We start from the raw sequence: 16,983 nt of genomic DNA on the forward strand, positions 1-16,983 counted from the left end.
TCGGCGTACTGCAGGTACAACGTCTATCAGGTGCCGCTTTGCAGCAGCATGTTACGTACGTGGCCGATTGCCTTGGTCGGATTGAGACCTTTAGGGCAAACGTTGACGCAGTTCATGATCCCGCGGCAGCGGAATACGCTGAACGGGTCATCCAGGGACGCCAGGCGCTCCTGGGTCTTGGTGTCACGGCTGTCGGCCAGGAAGCGGTAGGCTTGCAACAGCGCGGCGGGGCCCAGGAACTTGTCCGGGTTCCACCAGAACGACGGGCAGGACGTGGAGCAGCACGCGCACAGGATGCACTCGTACAGGCCGTCCAGCTTGTCACGGTCTTCCGGCGACTGCAGACGTTCGATGGCCGGAGGCGGCGTATCGTTCTGCAGGAACGGCTTCACCTTCTCGTACTGCTTGTAGAAGATGCTCATGTCCACGACCAGGTCACGAATGACCGGCAGACCAGGCAACGGACGCAGTACCAGCTTGTTGCCCTTGACCACGCCCGACAACGGAGTGATGCAGGCCAGGCCGTTCTTGCCGTTCATGTTCATGCCATCGGAGCCGCACACGCCTTCACGGCAGGAGCGACGGTACGAGAAGCCCTCGTCCTTTTCCTTGATCAGCGCCAATACATCCAGAACCATCAGGTCCTTGCCGCCGGTATCGACGTCGAACGACTCCATCTTGGGGGCCGCGTCGGTGTCGGGGTTGTAGCGATAAACTTCGACTTTCAACATAGCAGCCACCCTTAGTAGGTCCGGATTTTTGGTTCGAAGGCCGGCACGGTCTTCGGCGCAAAGTTGACGCCACGCTTGGCAACGCGCTTGACACCCGGGTAGTACAGGGTGTGGCACAGCCAGTTCTCGTCGTCACGGTCTTCGAAGTCTTCACGGGCGTGAGCGCCGCGCGACTCTTTACGGGCTTCGGCCGCGATGGCGGTAGCTTCGGCAACTTCCAGCAGGTTCTGCAGCTCCAGCGCTTCGATACGCGCGGTGTTGAAGGCCTGGGACTTGTCGTTGATCTTGACGTTGGCGATACGCTCACGCAGGCCAGCCAGCTGCTCGATACCCTTGAGCATGTACTCGCCGGTACGGAATACGCCGAAGTAGTTCTGCATGCAGCTCTGCAATTCGCGCTTGAGGCTGGCAACGTCTTCGCCGGTGGAGCGCTCGTTGAGCTTGTTCAGGCGATTGAGGGCAACGTCGATGTCGGTGTCGCTGGCGTCGAGGTGCTCGATGCCGTCGCTCAGTGCCTTCTCCAGGTGCAGGCCGGCAGCACGGCCGAACACCACCAGGTCGAGCAGGGAGTTGCCACCCAGGCGGTTGGCACCGTGAACCGATACGCACGCCACTTCACCTACGGCGAACAGGCCAGGGATGATGTGATCCTTGCCTTCTTCGTCCATGGTGATGGCTTGGCCATGAATGTTGGTGGCAACGCCGCCCATCATGTAGTGGCAGGTTGGAACGACCGGCACTGGCGCGACGACCGGATCGACATGGGCGAAGGTCTTGGACAGTTCGCAGATGCCTGGCAGGCGACTGTGCAGCACCTCCTCGCCCAGGTGGTCCAGCTTCAGCAGCACGTGGTCCTTGTTCGGGCCCACGCCGTTGCCGGCGATGATTTCCTTGACCATGGAACGGGCAACCACGTCGCGGCCGGCCAAGTCTTTGGCGTTCGGCGCGTAGCGCTCCATGAAGCGCTCGCCATGGGCGTTGATCAGGTAACCACCCTCACCGCGGCAACCCTCGGTAACCAGTACGCCGGCACCGGCGATACCGGTCGGGTGGAACTGCCACATCTCGATGTCCTGTACCGGAACACCAGCGCGCAGCGCCATGCCGATGCCGTCACCGGTATTGATCAGGGCGTTGGTGGTGGAGGCGTAGATTCGGCCAGCACCGCCAGTGGCCAGAACGGTGGCCTTGGACTTGATGTACATGGTTTCGCCGGTTTCGATGCAGATCGCGATCACGCCGACGAAGGCGCCTTCCTGGTTCTTCACCAGGTCAACGGCATAGTACTCGTTGAGGAAGGTGGTACCGGCTTTCAGGTTGCCCTGGTACAGAGTGTGCAGCAGCGCGTGACCGGTACGGTCGGAAGCGGCACAGGTACGGGCAGCCTGGCCACCCTTGCCGAAGTCCTTGGACTGGCCACCGAACGGACGCTGGTAGATACGGCCGGTTTCGGTGCGTGAGAACGGCAGGCCCATGTGGTCCAGCTCGAAGACCGCAGCCGGGCCTTCCTGGCACATGTATTCGATAGCGTCCTGGTCACCGATGTAGTCCGAGCCCTTGACGGTATCGTACATGTGCCAGCGCCAGTCGTCGTTCGGGTCGGCCGAAGCGATGGCGCAGGTGATGCCGCCCTGGGCGGACACGGTGTGCGAACGGGTCGGGAAGACCTTGGTGACCACGGCAGTCTTGTGACCGCCCTGGGCCAGTTGCAGCGCTGCGCGCATGCCGGCGCCGCCGCCACCGATGATGATGGCGTCGAAGGAAATGGTTGGAATGCTAGCCATGGATCAGATACCCCAGAGAATCTGCACACCCCAGACGAAGTAAGCGAACATCGCAACGCCGCATACCGCCTGGAACAGGAAACGAATCGCAGTTGCCGACTTGCCGAACGACATAGGCGTCAGGTAGTCGGTAGCAATGGTCCACATGCCGACCCAGGCGTGAGCGCCGAGGGCAACGAGGGCCAGCAGACTGAAGATCCGCATCGCGTTGTTGGAGAACAGGGCATGCCACTGGGCATAGTCGATGCCTGGGTGGGCGACCACGTAGCCGATCAGGAAGATGAAGTAAGCCGCGAGAACGACCGCCGAGACGCGCTGCGCCATCCAGTCATAGAGGCCCGAACGCGACAGGTTCGTGACGTTGGTTACCATACCCAAACTCCCACCAGAACGATCAGCACCACGGAGATGACGATCACGATTTTCGAGCCCAGCTTGCCGCCTTCCAGCGTCTCGCCGACACCCATGTCCATGATCAGGTGACGAACACCTGCCACGAGGTGATAAAGCAGGGCGGACAACAGGCCCCAGGTCACGAACTTGGCCAGCGGGCTGGTCAGACACGCCTTCACTTCACCGAAACCTTCCTCGGAACCCAGCGACTTGCCCAGTGCATACAGCATGATGGCAAGGCCGATGAACAGGATGACGCCGGAGATACGGTGCAGGATGGACGTGTACGCAGTGACAGGAAGCTTGATGGTCCTTAGGTCTAGGTTTACAGGTCGTTGGCTTTTCACGGCTTTTTTCACACTGAAGAGCCCCTAGCGAATCAGGGCAAAGTTGTTGGTAAGTGTACTGGTCAGGTACCCACCACCCAGGGAACGGCGACCCCCAGCAGGTCGGGCTTGCAAGCCCCTGGCGGTCGGGTGCCGAGTATAGACAGTTAGGCTGCTCATGACAACGTGAGGGGGTAGCCCGAATAGCGCATTGCCTTTAACGAGCAAAAGGCGTAAACGGGCGAGAATTTCGGGAAAAATCAGGCTTGAACAGCTGATTCAACAAGCCTTTAGGCAAATTGACATCTGAATTTATCCCTCTATAGTGGTGCGGGCCCTGCGTGGGGGGTCTGTCTGATGATTTCAAGCATTAATAGGAGGCCACATGGCTGACAAAAAAGCGCAGTTGGTCATCGAGGGCACTGCCCCCGTCGAGCTGCCCATTTTAACCGGCACGGTTGGTCCTGATGTAATCGACGTCCGCGGGTTGGGGGCCACTGGTCACTTCACCTTCGACCCTGGTTTCATGGCAACGGCCTCGTGCGAGTCGAAGATCACCTACATCGACGGCGACAAGGGTATCTTGCTGCACCGCGGCTACCCCATCGAGCAACTGGCCGAGCAGTCCGACTACCTCGAGACCTGCTACCTGCTGCTCAACGGCGAACTGCCCAATGCCGAGCAGAAAGCCCAGTTCGTCAGCACCGTCAAGAACCACACGATGGTTCACGAACAGCTCAAGACGTTCTTCAACGGCTTCCGCCGCGACGCTCACCCGATGGCGGTGATGTGCGGTGTGGTCGGCGCCCTGTCGGCCTTCTACCACGACTCCCTGGACATCAATAACCCGCAACACCGCGAAATCTCCGCGGTGCGCCTGGTCGCCAAGATGCCGACCCTGGCCGCGATGGTGTACAAGTACTCTATGGGCCAGCCCATGATGTACCCGCGCAACGACCTGTCATATGCGGAAAACTTCCTGCACATGATGTTCAACACCCCGTGCGAGATCAAACCGATCAGCCCGGTGCTGGCAAAGGCGATGGACCGGATCTTCATCCTCCACGCCGACCACGAGCAGAACGCCTCCACCTCCACCGTGCGCCTGGCAGGCTCGTCGGGTGCCAACCCGTTCGCCTGCATCGCTGCCGGCATCGCGGCACTCTGGGGCCCGGCCCACGGCGGCGCCAACGAAGCGGTACTGACCATGCTCGATGAGATTGGCGATGTGTCCAACATCGACACCTTCATCGCCAAGGCCAAGGACAAGAACGATCCGTTCAAGCTCATGGGCTTCGGTCATCGCGTCTACAAGAACCGCGACCCGCGCGCCACTGTGATGAAGCAGACCTGCGACGAAGTTCTGCGCGAACTGGGCATCAAGAACGATCCACAGCTCGAGCTGGCCATGCGCCTGGAAGAGATCGCCCTCACCGATCCTTACTTCATCGAGCGCTCGCTGTACCCGAACGTCGACTTCTACTCGGGCATCATCCTGAAGGCCATCGGCATTCCAACCAGCATGTTCACCGTGATCTTTGCCCTGGCGCGCACCGTCGGCTGGATCTCGCACTGGAAGGAAATGCTCTCCAGCCCGTACAAGATCGGCCGCCCGCGCCAGCTGTACACCGGCGAGGCGAAGCGCGATATCGTGGCACTGACCGACCGCAAGTAAGCGTTCACCGTCAAATGCCAAAAGGCTGCCCTAGGGCAGCCTTTTTCGTAGGTCCTGTGCTGACCGCCTCTCAAGTCAGGCGGCCTTCACCAATGCAGCAGAAAAACCTCAGTTTTTCTCGGCGCGCGCGCGAAGCGCCTTGAGCGTATTGAACGGGGCTTCCACGACGAACTTGTTGGCAATCATCGCCGGCACACTCCCGCCTGGCTCGGTATGCACTTGGTACGTCACCTCCGTGCTGTCACCCTTGGGCACCAGCTTCCAGAAACCGTCTACCATAGCCACTCGAACAAAGCCCTTCTCTTCGGGCACGTAGGCAGGCTCTTCGACGAGGTTACGTGTAAGGCTGCCATCGGCACCCTTGACCGTGGTGACACGCAGCACGGAGTCGCGCGGCGTTACAGGCCAGGGCGTATTGAACTGGGTATAGGTCCAGCTCTGATCACCCTCATGCTTGAGCAGTTTCTGCAACTTGCACTCGTGAATCCAGGCACAAGCCCCGGCCACATCCTCCTGCAACGCCTGGACTTTGGCCAACGGCGCCTTGATGACGGTCACGCCTCGGTACGCCTTGTATTTGGAGCCCGGCACTTCACTGAGGGACACCTTGATGCCCTCCTCGTCCTTGGCCACCTGCCAGTTTTCAGCCAAGGCAACAGGTGCAAACAGAACACTGACGCTACACAGCAGCGCTATACGCTTGAACGATCTCATCATGTTTATCCTTGTTGTCGAAGATCCAGCCTGTCACGCCGCCGTTACCCGCTCCCACCAGCCAAGAATCCTGATCGCCTCTTCATTGTCAGCACCGCACACCTCGGGATCGGCCTTGAACCCACCACAGACCGCCGGCCGCTCGGGTTTGCCGAACAGGTCGCACAGATTCGCAGGCGTCAGGTGCAGGCACCTCACACCTGCCGGCTTGCCCTCGGGCATCAGCGGCATGGCTGAAGTAATGGATGGCGCGATGCAACAGGCGCCGCAGCCTTCGCGGCATTTCATGGCATTCAAGTGAATCAGGACTCCAGAGTACGGGATAGGGCGGCACACACGGATAGTAACCGCTCAAACAGACGTTTGAAATTGCCGCCCTGATGAAAATCCACTGACCGGCCGGTCAGCTCCCATCTACTGACGGTACTCGAAATCGATGGCGGCGCCTTCGACATCCCGGCGGCTGTCATTGCGAAGCTGCAGTTGCATTTCGTTGCTGATCAAGCGGCCATTGAGTTGAAACGGGCTGTCGGCTTCGGACTTTTCGACGAACAGCGGCGGTAGCAACGGTTTGCGCTTCCTGATGGGCGAGGGTTCACCAACGTTCGGCTGCAGGTTATCGACCAGCTCGGTGGGCAAGCTCAGGTCGAGGTTGGTTTTCGGCAACGGCTTGGCCACTTGCTTGCTGACCTTTTTGTGCGTCGACTTGGCACGCTTGCTGGCTGCTTTGCGAGCACTTTGCTGTGCCTTCGGCTTGACTTGCGCTTTACCTGAAGCGGACTGTGCCTGGCTTGCTGGCTGGGCAGCCTGAGCTGGGCTGCCCGGCAAAGCCACAGGCAGCAGACACAAGACCAACAGATACCGGCGCAGTGCGTTCATGGCAAATGGACAGAACCCCATGGAAAATGCGTATGCTCCCTGTTCCGCAGCCGCCTGGCAAGCCTCACAAAAGTGGGATGGCAGGCTCCCTGCACAATTGTTGTGCCAGTAGTCCCAAGGTGATGACTGCGCGCTCGGCCTCCTTGTTCCATGGAATCCCGCAGTTCAGGCGGATACAGTGGTTGAACTGTTCGGTATTGCTGAAAATCAGCCCCGGCGCGATGCTGATCCCCTGTTCGAGCGCTCGCACGTGCAGCTCCTGGGTATTGACCCGGCCAGGCAAGCTCACCCAGAGAATGAAGCCGCCCGTTGGGCGAGTCATCTGAGTGCCCTCTGGAAAGTGCTGCTGCACGGCCAACTGATAAGCGCTGAGGTTCTTGCGGTATTCCTGGCGAATGAAGCGAAGGTGGCGATCATAACCCCCGTTTTCCAGGTATGCCGCCACCGCCATCTGGGTCACGCTGCACGCCGAGTGGGTGGTGAAGGTCTGCAAGCGCTGGATCTCGTCCTGGTAACGGCCAGCAATCATCCAACCCACACGCACGCCTGGCGACAGCGTCTTGGAGAAGCTTGAGCAGTAGATGACCCTGTCCAGCCGGTCGAAGGCCTTCAAGGCCTTGGTCTTGCCCTGCTCGAACATCAACTCGCCATAGATGTCATCTTCGACGATCTGGATGTCGTAGTCCGATGCCAGGCGCAGCAACTGCTTTTGCCGCTCCTCGGGAATGGTACCCCCTAGCGGGTTGCTCAACCGTGCGGTCAACACCAATGCCTTGATGGACCATTGATTGGCGGCCAGTTGCAAGGCCTCGAGGCTGATGCCGGTCGAGGGGTCGCTGGGGATCTCGATCACTTTCAATCCGAGCAAGTCCGCCAGCTGCAACAGACCGTAGTAGGTCGGCGACTCGGCCGCAATCAGGTCGCCGGGCTTGGTGAGCACGCGCAGCGACATTTGCAAGGCATCGACACAGCCATGGGTGACGATTACCTCCTGCGGGTCGACCAGCACACCAGCGTCGCGCATGCGAATGGCGATCTGCCGACGCAGAGGTTCGAAGCCTGGGCTGAACATGTAGCTGAAAGCACGCGGGCTGTGAAAGCGCGTCACTTTGGCCAGTTGCTGGTGCAGGGCACGCACCGGCAGATAGTCGACGTGCGGTACGGCCGCGCCGAAGGCGAATACGCCATCGCGGCGCGCTTCGGTCAGTACCTGCTGGATGATGCTGGCCCGGGTCACCAGACCGGGACGCTCCACGCGCGCGATGTCCGGCGTGGGCGCCGTGAGCGCCGGAGTCTGGTGCACATAGTAGCCAGACTGGGGACGCGCTCGAATCAACCCCTGGTCTTCCAGGTTGGCATACGCTTGCAGGACGGTGGCATGGCTGACATTGAGCTGGGCACTCATCTTGCGCACCGAAGGCACCCGTTCCCCGGGCTGGTAGACACCGCGCCGGATGTCTTCGGCCAGTTGCTGGGCGATACGCTGGTACAACAGCAGATTGGTCATGGCTGGATCTCGACGCGCGGACAGGCTCATTATTCTTGTGTCGCTCACTGCGGCTCAGGATACCGGAACAGTTGCAAAGTGTACTGGGACAGATGACAGGATAGTCAACGGTACACTTGCTTGGAAGCGATTTGCAGCGCCCGCGTGCGTGCGGTGCACAGGTAGGCTGATCTTGAACCTACCCAACAGGTGGCGAGTGCCCATGAGTCACTCAGGCGCAGAGGCAGCAGCTGCCATGCACCGCCCGTTTCGACGGCCAGCATGGGCCACTGCCCGAGCCTGCTATCAGCCGTCAGCGTGCCGGCGCAAGCTTGCCCTTGTCGTCGGAAAACACGATCTCGACCCGTCGATTTTGCGCCCTGCCCCGCTCCGAGGCGTTGACTTCAACCGGGTACTGGTCACCGTAGCCCTCCACCTGCATTCGCTTTTCATCGATGCCCAAGTCGGCCAGCATATCGGCCACGGCCTGCGCCCGGTCGCGGGACAGCTTGAGATTCTCTTCGGGCGTCCCCGTGCTGTCGGTATAGCCTTCGATGCGCACTATCCGGCGGGGGTTGAGCTGAAGGAACTGCACGAGCTTGAGCACCGTCCGGCTGGCCGAGTTCTTGAGATCGGCGCTGCCGGTATCGAACAATACATCACCCAGCGTCATGACCAGACCACGGTCGGGCTGCTCAGACGCCAGGGCGACGATCTGCGACTCGACCCATTTGCCCTGCTGCTGCACGCTGGCCAGCTTGGCCTCGCGCAGCGCCAGTTGCAGCCGTTGGCGTTCCAGGTCGAGCTTGGCCTGGCGCTCCTGATTCAGCGCAAGCTTGGCGTGCTCACTGGCGATTTCGCTGTAGCGTTGACTGAGGTAGGCGTAATGGCGTACATCGGCACCGGTACCCATGTAGCTGGACAAACGCTCTGCACGGGACAGCGACTCGCCGGCGCGAATCACATCACGCGGCGCGCTGCGCAGCACATCCGAGTCATCCTTGACCTTCTGGAAGCTGGCAGCGGCTTGATCCAGCGCGGCCGTGCTGCGCTGGCTGGCGCAACCGGTCAGGCCTGCTGCAAGGGCCAGCACTGTCAGTGCCGTGATAGAACCACGCGCCATCATGGCTGCACCTCCAGCTGCTTGCGCAAGCGCTTGATCCTCGATTGCAGCAATTGCAACTGCTCATCACTCTTTTGGTTCAACACCTGGGCCTCGGCCAGCCGAGCATCGAGCTCAGCCTGTTCGGCGCGCATGCGAGCGTCGCGAAAGTCTTGTGTGAGCATGTTTGCACGAGCACGTCCCAGTTTGTCTTCGGCCAGCTTGAACGCTTCGACCTGGTCGGTAGCACCAACCGCTTTCGCTTGTTCCAGGGCCTGCTCGGAAAGGCGCATCTGCTCATCCGGGGCAGGGTCATTGGCGCAGCCAGCCAGGGCAAACATGGCCATGGCAAGGATCAAAGGTTGGGTTTTCACGCGATCTTCCTAGTGTTTGGGGGCGTCGCCCTGCACCTGCAATTGAGCCTTCCAGCGCTCGAGATTGGCCTGCAGCACAGCATCGGACGTACCGGAGATGGGCAATTCTGTCAGCTTTTTCGCCAAATGCCCACGCAGCCAACTGTCATTGCACGCCGAGTCATGGGACAGCGCCAAGTACAGCCCAGGTCGGTCCACGGGTAGGCCGCGGGCAATCAGGGCATCGTTCATGCCCAGGCTCTGGACCATGGCCATGCCCGAATAGCGACCGGCCAGCACATAGTCCACCTGGCCGAGTACCAACTTTTGAAAGGCCTGGGTCAGGTTCTGCGCCATCACCGGTTTCAACTGGTCTTTGGCGAACGCGGTAAAGGCAGGGGTCAAGCGCGCCCGTTCCGACAGACTGCCCCGATAACGCGCAAGGTCAGCTGGGCCATCGAAGGTCAACTCGGCATCGTGCCGCGTCCATACCAGGTACTCGTTGAGCTGCAGCGGCGGGTGGATGTAGTCCAGTGACGTCAATTGCTCCACTTGCAGCGGCGCATCGAGCAGCAGGTCCATGCGACCGCTGCGCACTTCCTCAAGGGCCTGGTCGCGCCTACCCGCGTTGAGCACTTCCACCTTGATTCCCAGCTCGCTCGCCACGTGGCGCAGCAGGTCGACGTTGGCGCCAATCAAGTGCTTGGGGTCTTTGGGGTCCTGCCACGAGTAAGGCGGCGCGTCGGGGCTGCCGGTGGCCACCAGGCGTTCGCACTTGCCTGCCGCCATCGCCAGCGGCGATACCAGAACTGTCATGCAGGCCAGCACCCTGCCCATTGCACGCAACCTCATCCCACACTCCTCGACCATAAAAAAACCCGGCCCTCAACGAGAGGGCCGGGTTCTTTATAAGTGAAGCCAGCGGATCAGACCAGCTTTTCCAGCTCCGGCACGGCTTCGAACAGGTCGGCAACCAGGCCGTAGTCGGCCACCTGGAAAATCGGTGCCTCTTCGTCCTTGTTGATCGCCACGATCACCTTGGAATCCTTCATCCCGGCCAGGTGCTGGATGGCGCCCGAGATACCCACGGCGATGTACAACTGCGGGGCGACGATCTTGCCGGTCTGGCCGACCTGCATGTCGTTGGGCACAAAGCCCGCATCGACGGCCGCACGGGATGCGCCAACAGCGGCGCCAAGCTTGTCGGCCAAGCTATACAGGTGGCTGAAGTTATCGCCGTTACCCATGCCGCGACCGCCGGAAACGACGATTTTGGCAGCGGTCAGCTCAGGACGATCGGACTTGGCCAGCTCTTCGGAAACGAACGCCGAAATGCCAGCATCGTGGGCAGCACCCACCGCCTCGACAGCGGCAGTGCCACCTTCGGCGGCCACGGCATCGAAACCGGTGGTGCGCACGGTGATGACCTTCACGCTGGCGCTCGATTGCACGGTAGCGATGGCGTTACCCGCGTAGATCGGGCGCTTGAAGGTGTCGGCAGATTCGACCGAGATGATTTCGGAGATCTGATCGACGTCCAGCAGCGCTGCAACGCGCGGCAGGGTGTTCTTGCCATTGGTAGTGGCCGGGGCCAGCACGTGGCTGTAGCCCTGGGCAAGCTCGACGATCAACGGCGCAACGTTTTCGGGCAGCGCATGGGCGTAGGCGGCATTATCGGCGACCAGCACCTTGGCCACGCCAGCGATCTTGGCGGCGGATTCGCCAATGGCACCTACGTTCTGACCGGCGACCAGTACGTGCACGTCACCACCGATCTTGGCGGCGGCAGCAACGGTATTGAGGGTGGACGGTGCTACGGCACCGTTCTCGTATTCAGCGACAACCAGGATAGTCATTTAGATTACCTTCGCTTCGTTCTTCAGCTTCTCGACCAGTTCGGCCACCGATTTGACCTTGATGCCAGCGCCACGGGCAGCGGGTGCTTCGACTTTCAGGGTCTTGTTGGTAGAGACCAGGGAAACGCCCAGCGCATCTGGCGTCAGGGTCTCGAGCGGCTTCTTCTTGGCCTTCATGATGTTGGGCAACGACGCGTAGCGCGGCTCGTTCAGGCGCAGGTCGGTGGTGACGATGGCCGGCAGGTTGAGCGCGACGGTTTGCAGGCCGCCGTCGATTTCACGGGTGACGTTGAGCTTGTCGCCAGCGACTTCGACCTTGGACGCGAAGGTGCCCTGGGCGTAACCGGTCAGTGCGGCGAGCATCTGGCCGGTCTGGTTGTTGTCACTGTCGATGGCCTGCTTGCCGAGAATGACCAGCTGCGGCTGCTCCTTGTCGACCACGGCCTTGAGCGCCTTGGCCACTGCCAGGGAGTTCAGCTCGTCGGCTGCTTCGACCAGGATGGCGCGGTCGGCACCCAGCGCCAGGGCGGTACGCAACTGCTCCTGGGCGGTAGTCGGGCCGACGGATACGACCACGATCTCGGTCGCAACGCCTTTTTCCTTCAGGCGAACGGCCTCTTCCACGGCAATTTCGCAGAAGGGGTTCATGGACATCTTGACGTTAGCAAGGTCGACGCCGGAGTTGTCCGCCTTGACGCGAACCTTGACGTTGTAGTCGACCACTCGTTTGACAGCTACAAGAACCTTCATGGATTCCTCGTTACTCTCCGGTGAATAGATAGTCGCCTGGGACTAGGCCCTGCGATACGCGTGGGTACAAGGGCACCTCTGGAAACGAGCCGCAGACGAAGTTTTCATGGTGACCGCAACCAAGCGCGCCCCGACCCATCAGTCCTGTGCACATGCCTGGGGCAAAAATGCACGCGGGCCATTTGCTGTCGTGGCGTGTAGACTTCACTACAAACCGCTTGAACGCTTGAAAACCCTGCTCCACACCTGGTCTTTAGAGGTGTACCTGCGCCCGGCTGCATGCCTACGGCGAACGTAAAACCGCTCGTATCTTGACCGTATCACCCCATCCGGTCAATACGGCAAATCGGTCACCTTCCAGCCGCGTACCTTTGATTTTACTGGGCTGCGGCAAATTCAAACAAACGTTTGTATTGGACCGGTCAAGTGGTGTAGATATAATGCGCGTCCAAGACAAAACGGTGTAGTTCGTCATTTGCCCAGCTACAACCTGGTGGCCTCGCCACCGCTGCGAATGCCCGCGCACCCATAAGACAAAGCAACAGCTATGAGCCTTGATGAGTAGGAGAGAACCTGTGGAACGCGAATACATGGAATTCGACGTGGTCATCGTCGGCGCCGGCCCGGCGGGTCTGTCCGCCGCCTGCCGCCTGAAGCAGAAGGCCGCCGAAGCCGGTAGCGAAATCAGCGTCTGCGTGGTGGAAAAAGGCTCCGAAGTCGGTGCCCATATTCTCTCCGGCGCCGTGTTCGAGCCACGCGCCCTGAACGAGCTGTTCCCGGACTGGAAGGCGCTGGGCGCGCCGCTGAACACCGAGGTCAAGCGTGACGACATCTACGTGCTCAAGGATGCCGGCAGCGCCACCAAGGTGCCTGACCTGTTCGTGCCCAAGACCATGCACAACCAGGGCAACTACATCATCTCGCTGGGCAACCTGTGCCGCTGGCTGGCCCAGCAGGCCGAGAACCTGGGTGTCGAGATCTACCCAGGCTTCGCAGCCCAGGAAGCGCTGTTTGACGAGGACGGCGTCGTACGCGGCATCGTCACAGGCGACTTGGGTGTCGATCGCGAAGGCCAGCCCAAAGACGGTTTGTACACGCCGGGCATGGAACTGCGCGCCAAATACACCTTGTTCGCCGAAGGCTGCCGTGGCCATATCGGCAAGCAACTGATCAAGCGCTTCAAGCTTGATAGCGATTCGGACGTACAGCACTACGGCATCGGGCTCAAAGAGCTGTGGGAAATCGACCCAGCCAAGCACCAGCAAGGCTTGGTGGTGCACACCGCCGGCTGGCCGCTGGACGTCATGGCCAAAGACAACACCGGTGGCTCGTTCCTTTACCACCTGGAGAACAACCAGGTGGTGGTCGGGCTGATCGTCGACCTGTCCTACGCCAACCCCTACCTGTCGCCCTTCGACGAGTTCCAGCGCCTGAAACACCACCCGGTGATCAGCCAGTACCTCGAAGGCGGCAAACGCATCAGCTACGGTGCCCGCGCCCTGGCCAAGGGCGGCATCAACTCGCTGCCCAAGATGGTGTTCAAGGGTGGCGCCCTGATCGGTTGCGACCTGGGTACCATGAACGTGGCCAAGATCAAGGGCAGCCATACGGCCATGAAGTCGGGCATGCTCGCCGCAGAGGCCGTCGCTGACGCCCTGATCGCCGGCAGTGAGGGCGGTGACCAGCTCGACAGCTATGTCAGTGCCTTCAAGGCCAGCTGGCTGCATGAGGAGCTGTTCGCCAGCCGCAACTTCGGCCCGGCCATGCACAAGTTCGGCCCGTTGCTCGGTGCTGCGTTCAACTACATCGACCAGAACTGGTTCGCCGGCAAGCTGCCCTTCACGCTGCGCGACACCAAGCCCGACTATGCCTGCCTGAAGCTGGCCGCGGACTCGCAAAAGATCGAGTACCCCAAGCCCGACGGCAAGCTCAGCTTCGACAAGCTCAGCTCGGTCTTCCTGTCCAGCACCAACCATGAAGAAGAGCAACCCTGCCACCTGAAGCTGGCCGACCCGAGCATTCCGATCGCCAGCAACCTGCCGCTTTATGACGAACCTGCCCAGCGCTATTGCCCGGCAGGCGTCTACGAAGTGGTCACCCAGGAAGATGGCAGCAAGCGCTTCCAGATCAACGCGCAGAACTGCGTGCACTGCAAGACGTGCGACATCAAGGACCCGGCCCAGAACATCACTTGGGTCACGCCTGAAGGCGCTGGCGGGCCCAACTACCCGAACATGTAGTCACCTCGCTCTGCACGATACAAAAAGCCCCCGGTTCGAAAGAACCGGGGGCTTTTTTGCAGGGTGTGCTCCGAAACGGTGTGATTGTGAGTGTCAGGCCGTGCGCGGGAGCTCAAGCCCCGCTTCACCCGCCGCCATGGGCTCTCGTCGCCCGAAGTACACCGAGGTCATTACCCCTACCCCGCCCATCACCAGACAGAACCCGACACACACCCAAGGGCTCCATGGCATCAGTGCGATAAGCGCCAAGGGCGTGATACTGGCCCACAGCGCATAGGCCACGTTGTAGGTGAACGAAATGCCCGATACGCGAATCTGCGCAGGGAACAGCCCGACCATGACCGATGGCACCACGCCCACCACACCGCACGACAAGCCCGCCAGGGCATAGGCCACCCAGGTCATGCCCCAGTGCCCGATCAGGCTGGCATAGAGCACGCCGACCCCGAGGGGTAGCAGCACGCTGTACAACAGCAGCGCCCGCCACGCGCCCACGCGGTCGACCAGCAACCCGGCAAGCACACAGCCCAGGTTCAGAAACACGATGCCCACGCTGCTCAGGGCAAAGGTATCTCCCGCGCTCATGCCAAAGCGCTGCTGCATGACCGTCGGGGTGATCACCACCAGCACCACCACCGCCGAGGTCAGCACGCAGGTCAGCAGCGCCGCGGGTGCCAAAGCGCGTTTATGTTCGCCAAGCACCTGTCGCAAAGGAAACTTCACCGGCGCCTGTTGACTACGCAACGCCAGGAAAACCGGTGTTTCACTCAGCCAGCGGCGCAACCACACGCCGATGACCCCGAACACGCCCCCCAGCAGGAACGGATAACGCCAGGCGTAGCTGAGTATTTCCTCGGGCGAGAACACATGGGCCAGCAAGGTTGCCGTCAGTGCGCCCAGCAGATAGCCGAACGTGAGCCCGGCCTGCAGAAAGCCCAAGGCATAGCCGCGTCGCCCGGGCGGCGCATGTTCGGCAACGAAGGTCCAGGCACTGGGCACTTCACCACCGACCGCGGCCCCTTGCAGGATGCGCAGCGCCAGCAACAACAACGGCGCCGCGTACCCAATGTCGGCATACGTCGGCATGACGCCGATGAGCAGGCACGGCAGCGCCATCATCAAAATGCTCAGGCTGAATACGCGCTTGCGGCCCAGGTGATCAGCGAAATGCGCCATCAGGATGCCACCCAGTGGTCGGGCCAGGTAACCGGTGACGAAGATGCCGAAGCTTTGCAGCAGCCGTAGCCATTGAGGCATCTCAGGCGGGAAGAACAGCTGGCTGAGGGTCAGGGCGAAGAAGACGAAGATGATGAAATCGTAGATTTCCAGCGCGCCGCCCAGCGCAGCCAGGCCCAGCGTCCGGTGGTCACGGCGGGTGAACCGGGGTGGACGAGCGGTATCGGTGGCAGTCATGGCAGGTTTCGCAGCAATGGTCAAAGGCCGGAGGATAGCAAATAGCGACCTGATTGCCCTCTACCCTGCCTGGATCAGCGATGAAAGACCGTCTGGGCCAAGTTGCCGGGTGCTCTGGGGCCTACCCTGCGCAACCCGTCCGGCATCCGTAGGGTGCCCACCACCAGGGGTGCGTCGACGATCGACATGAAGGACGCCAGGGCGGCATCGTCAGGCACGTGCGGCAGGCTCAGGCTGACCGCCTGGCGCTCGGCCTGGGGTACCGCAGGCACCTTCAGTTGGGCGCAATGGTAAAGCAGGGCATGCTGGATCTGCGTGCTGACCCGGCAAAACCGGGCCAGGTCCACGCCTGCGTGGCTGGCCAACTCGATATTGCCCAACAGCAGGTGGAAGGGCTGGAGGGCACCCAGCACCAGCCGCTGTAGCTCCTCGAAACTGTCGACGGGGGCAATACGGTAATACCCCAGGCCATTGAGCATACGCTCCAGTTGCAGGCGTTGGTGCGGGTGAGCATCGGCAATCAGGATACGCAAGGACTTGTTGGCCATGGTCGAACCTGGACAGTGGAGGGGCCGCCAAGACTTGGTCGAGCCCGTCAAGCCCTGGCCAAGTCCAGCATTGATACCCCTAGATACAAGCCGGGAAACCCTCGAAAAGCAAGCGGTGGCCCGACAGAATGTGCAGTTTGCGCGGCGTGCCGTCAGGACTCCCACTGGCGCATGCGTTGCCGGCAGTGCTTCATGGCATTGACGATGTGCTTTTCCACCAGGCTGCGCGACAAGCCCAGCCGTTCGGCAATCTGCGGATGGGACAAGCCTTCGAGCTTGCGCAGCAGAAAGCTGTCACTGCATGGCTTGGGCAGTTCGTCCAAGGCACGCTTGAGCAGGTCCAGGCGCTGGGCGTGGTGCATGTCCTGGGACCAGAGCGTGTGCTGCCACTGAACGCCCTCATCGAGCACTTCCAGCGGTTCGGTCTGGCGAATCAAGTGACGCCGGTGTCGATCCACCACCAGGTTGAGCGCAGTGCGATAAAGAAACGCGCGGGGGTGCTCGATCACTTGCGCATCGACACGCTCCAGCACCCGAACGTAGGCGTCATGGGCCACATCTTCAGCAGCCTGGCGGCTACCGAGGCGTGCGCTCAGGAAATTGACCAACTCGCGATAATAGTGTTCCACGGCGGCACCCTGAATCGCCCGATGACGGCCCCGCGCAGCCCAGACGGGCGCAGGTGATATCAAATTGGAATCTTACAAATTATCATTACCCGCAGCAACCAACG

18 protein-coding genes are annotated in these 16,983 nt (G+C 61.1%); 2 read left to right on the plus strand and 16 right to left on the minus strand.

The genetic code is table 11. The features are described 5' to 3' along the window. Positions 1–26 precede the first annotated feature (26 nt). Genes NMB38_RS14045 through sdhC form a run of 4 tightly spaced genes read right to left on the minus strand, consistent with a single transcriptional unit; the run spans position 27 to position 3,267 of the window. Positions 27–731, minus strand: a complete 705-nt coding sequence (locus NMB38_RS14045; RefSeq protein WP_023533615.1) for a succinate dehydrogenase iron-sulfur subunit — start codon at positions 729–731, stop codon at positions 27–29. Between the two features lie 11 nt (positions 732–742). Beyond that, positions 743–2,515, minus strand: coding sequence for a succinate dehydrogenase flavoprotein subunit (gene sdhA, locus NMB38_RS14050; protein WP_023533625.1), 1,773 nt, complete (start codon positions 2,513–2,515; stop codon positions 743–745). Between the two features lie 3 nt (positions 2,516–2,518). Then, positions 2,519–2,887 (minus strand): succinate dehydrogenase, hydrophobic membrane anchor protein, encoded by a 369-nt coding sequence (gene sdhD, locus NMB38_RS14055; protein ID WP_023533603.1) that lies wholly within the window; start codon positions 2,885–2,887, stop codon positions 2,519–2,521. Continuing rightward, positions 2,881–3,267: a succinate dehydrogenase, cytochrome b556 subunit gene (sdhC, locus tag NMB38_RS14060; protein ID WP_088523617.1), complete on the minus strand. Its 387-nt coding sequence runs from the start codon at positions 3,265–3,267 to the stop codon at positions 2,881–2,883. Before sdhC ends, sdhD begins: the two co-directional genes overlap by 7 nt. 352 nt (positions 3,268–3,619) lie before the next feature. Here sdhC and gltA point away from each other — a divergent pair, with 352 nt between their 5' ends. After that, positions 3,620–4,909, plus strand: coding sequence for a citrate synthase (gltA, locus tag NMB38_RS14065; RefSeq protein ID WP_023533602.1), 1,290 nt, complete (start codon positions 3,620–3,622; stop codon positions 4,907–4,909). Positions 4,910–5,017: 108 nt separating this feature from the next. Here the strand turns inward: gltA and NMB38_RS14070 are convergent, their stop codons facing one another. The 9 genes from NMB38_RS14070 to NMB38_RS14110 all read right to left on the minus strand — a co-directional run bounded on the left by NMB38_RS14070 (position 5,018) and on the right by NMB38_RS14110 (position 12,049). Continuing rightward, positions 5,018–5,623, minus strand: coding sequence for an START domain-containing protein (locus NMB38_RS14070; RefSeq protein WP_027916296.1), 606 nt, complete (start codon positions 5,621–5,623; stop codon positions 5,018–5,020). Positions 5,624–5,656: 33 nt separating this feature from the next. After that, positions 5,657–5,911, minus strand: a complete 255-nt coding sequence (locus NMB38_RS14075; RefSeq protein WP_027916297.1) for a YkgJ family cysteine cluster protein — start codon at positions 5,909–5,911, stop codon at positions 5,657–5,659. A gap of 126 nt (positions 5,912–6,037) precedes the next feature. Further along, complete coding sequence (locus NMB38_RS14080; protein ID WP_023533622.1) at positions 6,038–6,502, minus strand: hypothetical protein; 465 nt, start codon at positions 6,500–6,502, stop codon at positions 6,038–6,040. Positions 6,503–6,566: 64 nt separating this feature from the next. Further along, on the minus strand, positions 6,567–8,009 hold the full coding sequence (locus NMB38_RS14085; protein WP_027916298.1) for an aminotransferase-like domain-containing protein: 1,443 nt from the start codon (positions 8,007–8,009) through the stop codon (positions 6,567–6,569). A 292-nt stretch (positions 8,010–8,301) separates the two neighbouring features. Further along, the gene (locus tag NMB38_RS14090) at positions 8,302–9,111 is read right to left on the minus strand and encodes an OmpA family protein (RefSeq protein ID WP_371259684.1); all 810 of its coding nucleotides are present in this window, start codon (positions 9,109–9,111) and stop codon (positions 8,302–8,304) included. Next, positions 9,111–9,464: a DUF4398 domain-containing protein gene (locus NMB38_RS14095; RefSeq protein ID WP_490805914.1), complete on the minus strand. Its 354-nt coding sequence runs from the start codon at positions 9,462–9,464 to the stop codon at positions 9,111–9,113. The genes NMB38_RS14090 and NMB38_RS14095 overlap by 1 nt, the downstream gene beginning before the upstream one ends. 9 nt (positions 9,465–9,473) lie before the next feature. Next, positions 9,474–10,295: a substrate-binding periplasmic protein gene (locus NMB38_RS14100; RefSeq protein ID WP_027916301.1), complete on the minus strand. Its 822-nt coding sequence runs from the start codon at positions 10,293–10,295 to the stop codon at positions 9,474–9,476. A 74-nt stretch (positions 10,296–10,369) separates the two neighbouring features. Next, entirely contained in the window at positions 10,370–11,299 is a 930-nt protein-coding gene (locus NMB38_RS14105) for an electron transfer flavoprotein subunit alpha/FixB family protein (protein WP_028686599.1), read from the minus strand. Continuing rightward, positions 11,300–12,049 carry an electron transfer flavoprotein subunit beta/FixA family protein gene (locus tag NMB38_RS14110; RefSeq protein ID WP_027916303.1) on the minus strand — a complete coding sequence of 250 codons (750 nt, stop codon included), beginning with the start codon at positions 12,047–12,049 and terminating at the stop codon, positions 11,300–11,302. It abuts the gene before it with no gap. Positions 12,050–12,624: 575 nt separating this feature from the next. Here NMB38_RS14110 and NMB38_RS14115 point away from each other — a divergent pair. Continuing rightward, entirely contained in the window at positions 12,625–14,289 is a 1,665-nt protein-coding gene (locus tag NMB38_RS14115) for an electron transfer flavoprotein-ubiquinone oxidoreductase (RefSeq protein WP_027916304.1), read from the plus strand. Positions 14,290–14,382: 93 nt separating this feature from the next. Here the strand turns inward: NMB38_RS14115 and NMB38_RS14120 are convergent, their stop codons facing one another. From NMB38_RS14120 to NMB38_RS14130, 3 genes are all read right to left on the minus strand, one after another. After that, positions 14,383–15,702: an MFS transporter gene (locus tag NMB38_RS14120; RefSeq protein WP_027916305.1), complete on the minus strand. Its 1,320-nt coding sequence runs from the start codon at positions 15,700–15,702 to the stop codon at positions 14,383–14,385. Positions 15,703–15,776: 74 nt separating this feature from the next. After that, a complete protein-coding gene (locus NMB38_RS14125) occupies positions 15,777–16,250 on the minus strand; it encodes a response regulator (protein WP_027916306.1) in 474 nt (157 codons plus the stop codon). Positions 16,251–16,402: 152 nt separating this feature from the next. Next, complete coding sequence (locus NMB38_RS14130; protein ID WP_490805913.1) at positions 16,403–16,879, minus strand: sigma-70 family RNA polymerase sigma factor; 477 nt, start codon at positions 16,877–16,879, stop codon at positions 16,403–16,405. Positions 16,880–16,983: the final 104 nt, after the last annotated feature.

The organism is Pseudomonas sp. FBCC-B35 (genome assembly GCF_059133755.1).

Coding starts and splice junctions, on each gene's coding strand:
- NMB38_RS14080 (WP_023533622.1), bottom strand. CDS start 6,502: ATGAACGCACTGCGCCGGTATCTGTTGGTCTTGTGTCTGCTGCCTGTG.
- NMB38_RS14100 (WP_027916301.1), bottom strand. CDS start 10,295: ATGAGGTTGCGTGCAATGGGCAGGGTGCTGGCCTGCATGACAGTTCTG.
- NMB38_RS14090 (WP_371259684.1), bottom strand. CDS start 9,111: ATGGCGCGTGGTTCTATCACGGCACTGACAGTGCTGGCCCTTGCAGCA.
- NMB38_RS14125 (WP_027916306.1), bottom strand. CDS start 16,250: ATGGCCAACAAGTCCTTGCGTATCCTGATTGCCGATGCTCACCCGCAC.
- sdhD (WP_023533603.1), bottom strand. CDS start 2,887: ATGGTAACCAACGTCACGAACCTGTCGCGTTCGGGCCTCTATGACTGG.
- sdhA (WP_023533625.1), bottom strand. CDS start 2,515: ATGGCTAGCATTCCAACCATTTCCTTCGACGCCATCATCATCGGTGGC.
- NMB38_RS14105 (WP_028686599.1), bottom strand. CDS start 11,299: ATGACTATCCTGGTTGTCGCTGAATACGAGAACGGTGCCGTAGCACCG.
- gltA (WP_023533602.1), top strand. CDS start 3,620: ATGGCTGACAAAAAAGCGCAGTTGGTCATCGAGGGCACTGCCCCCGTC.
- NMB38_RS14045 (WP_023533615.1), bottom strand. CDS start 731: ATGTTGAAAGTCGAAGTTTATCGCTACAACCCCGACACCGACGCGGCC.
- NMB38_RS14070 (WP_027916296.1), bottom strand. CDS start 5,623: ATGAGATCGTTCAAGCGTATAGCGCTGCTGTGTAGCGTCAGTGTTCTG.
- NMB38_RS14075 (WP_027916297.1), bottom strand. CDS start 5,911: ATGAAATGCCGCGAAGGCTGCGGCGCCTGTTGCATCGCGCCATCCATT.
- NMB38_RS14120 (WP_027916305.1), bottom strand. CDS start 15,702: ATGACTGCCACCGATACCGCTCGTCCACCCCGGTTCACCCGCCGTGAC.
- NMB38_RS14110 (WP_027916303.1), bottom strand. CDS start 12,049: ATGAAGGTTCTTGTAGCTGTCAAACGAGTGGTCGACTACAACGTCAAG.
- NMB38_RS14085 (WP_027916298.1), bottom strand. CDS start 8,009: ATGACCAATCTGCTGTTGTACCAGCGTATCGCCCAGCAACTGGCCGAA.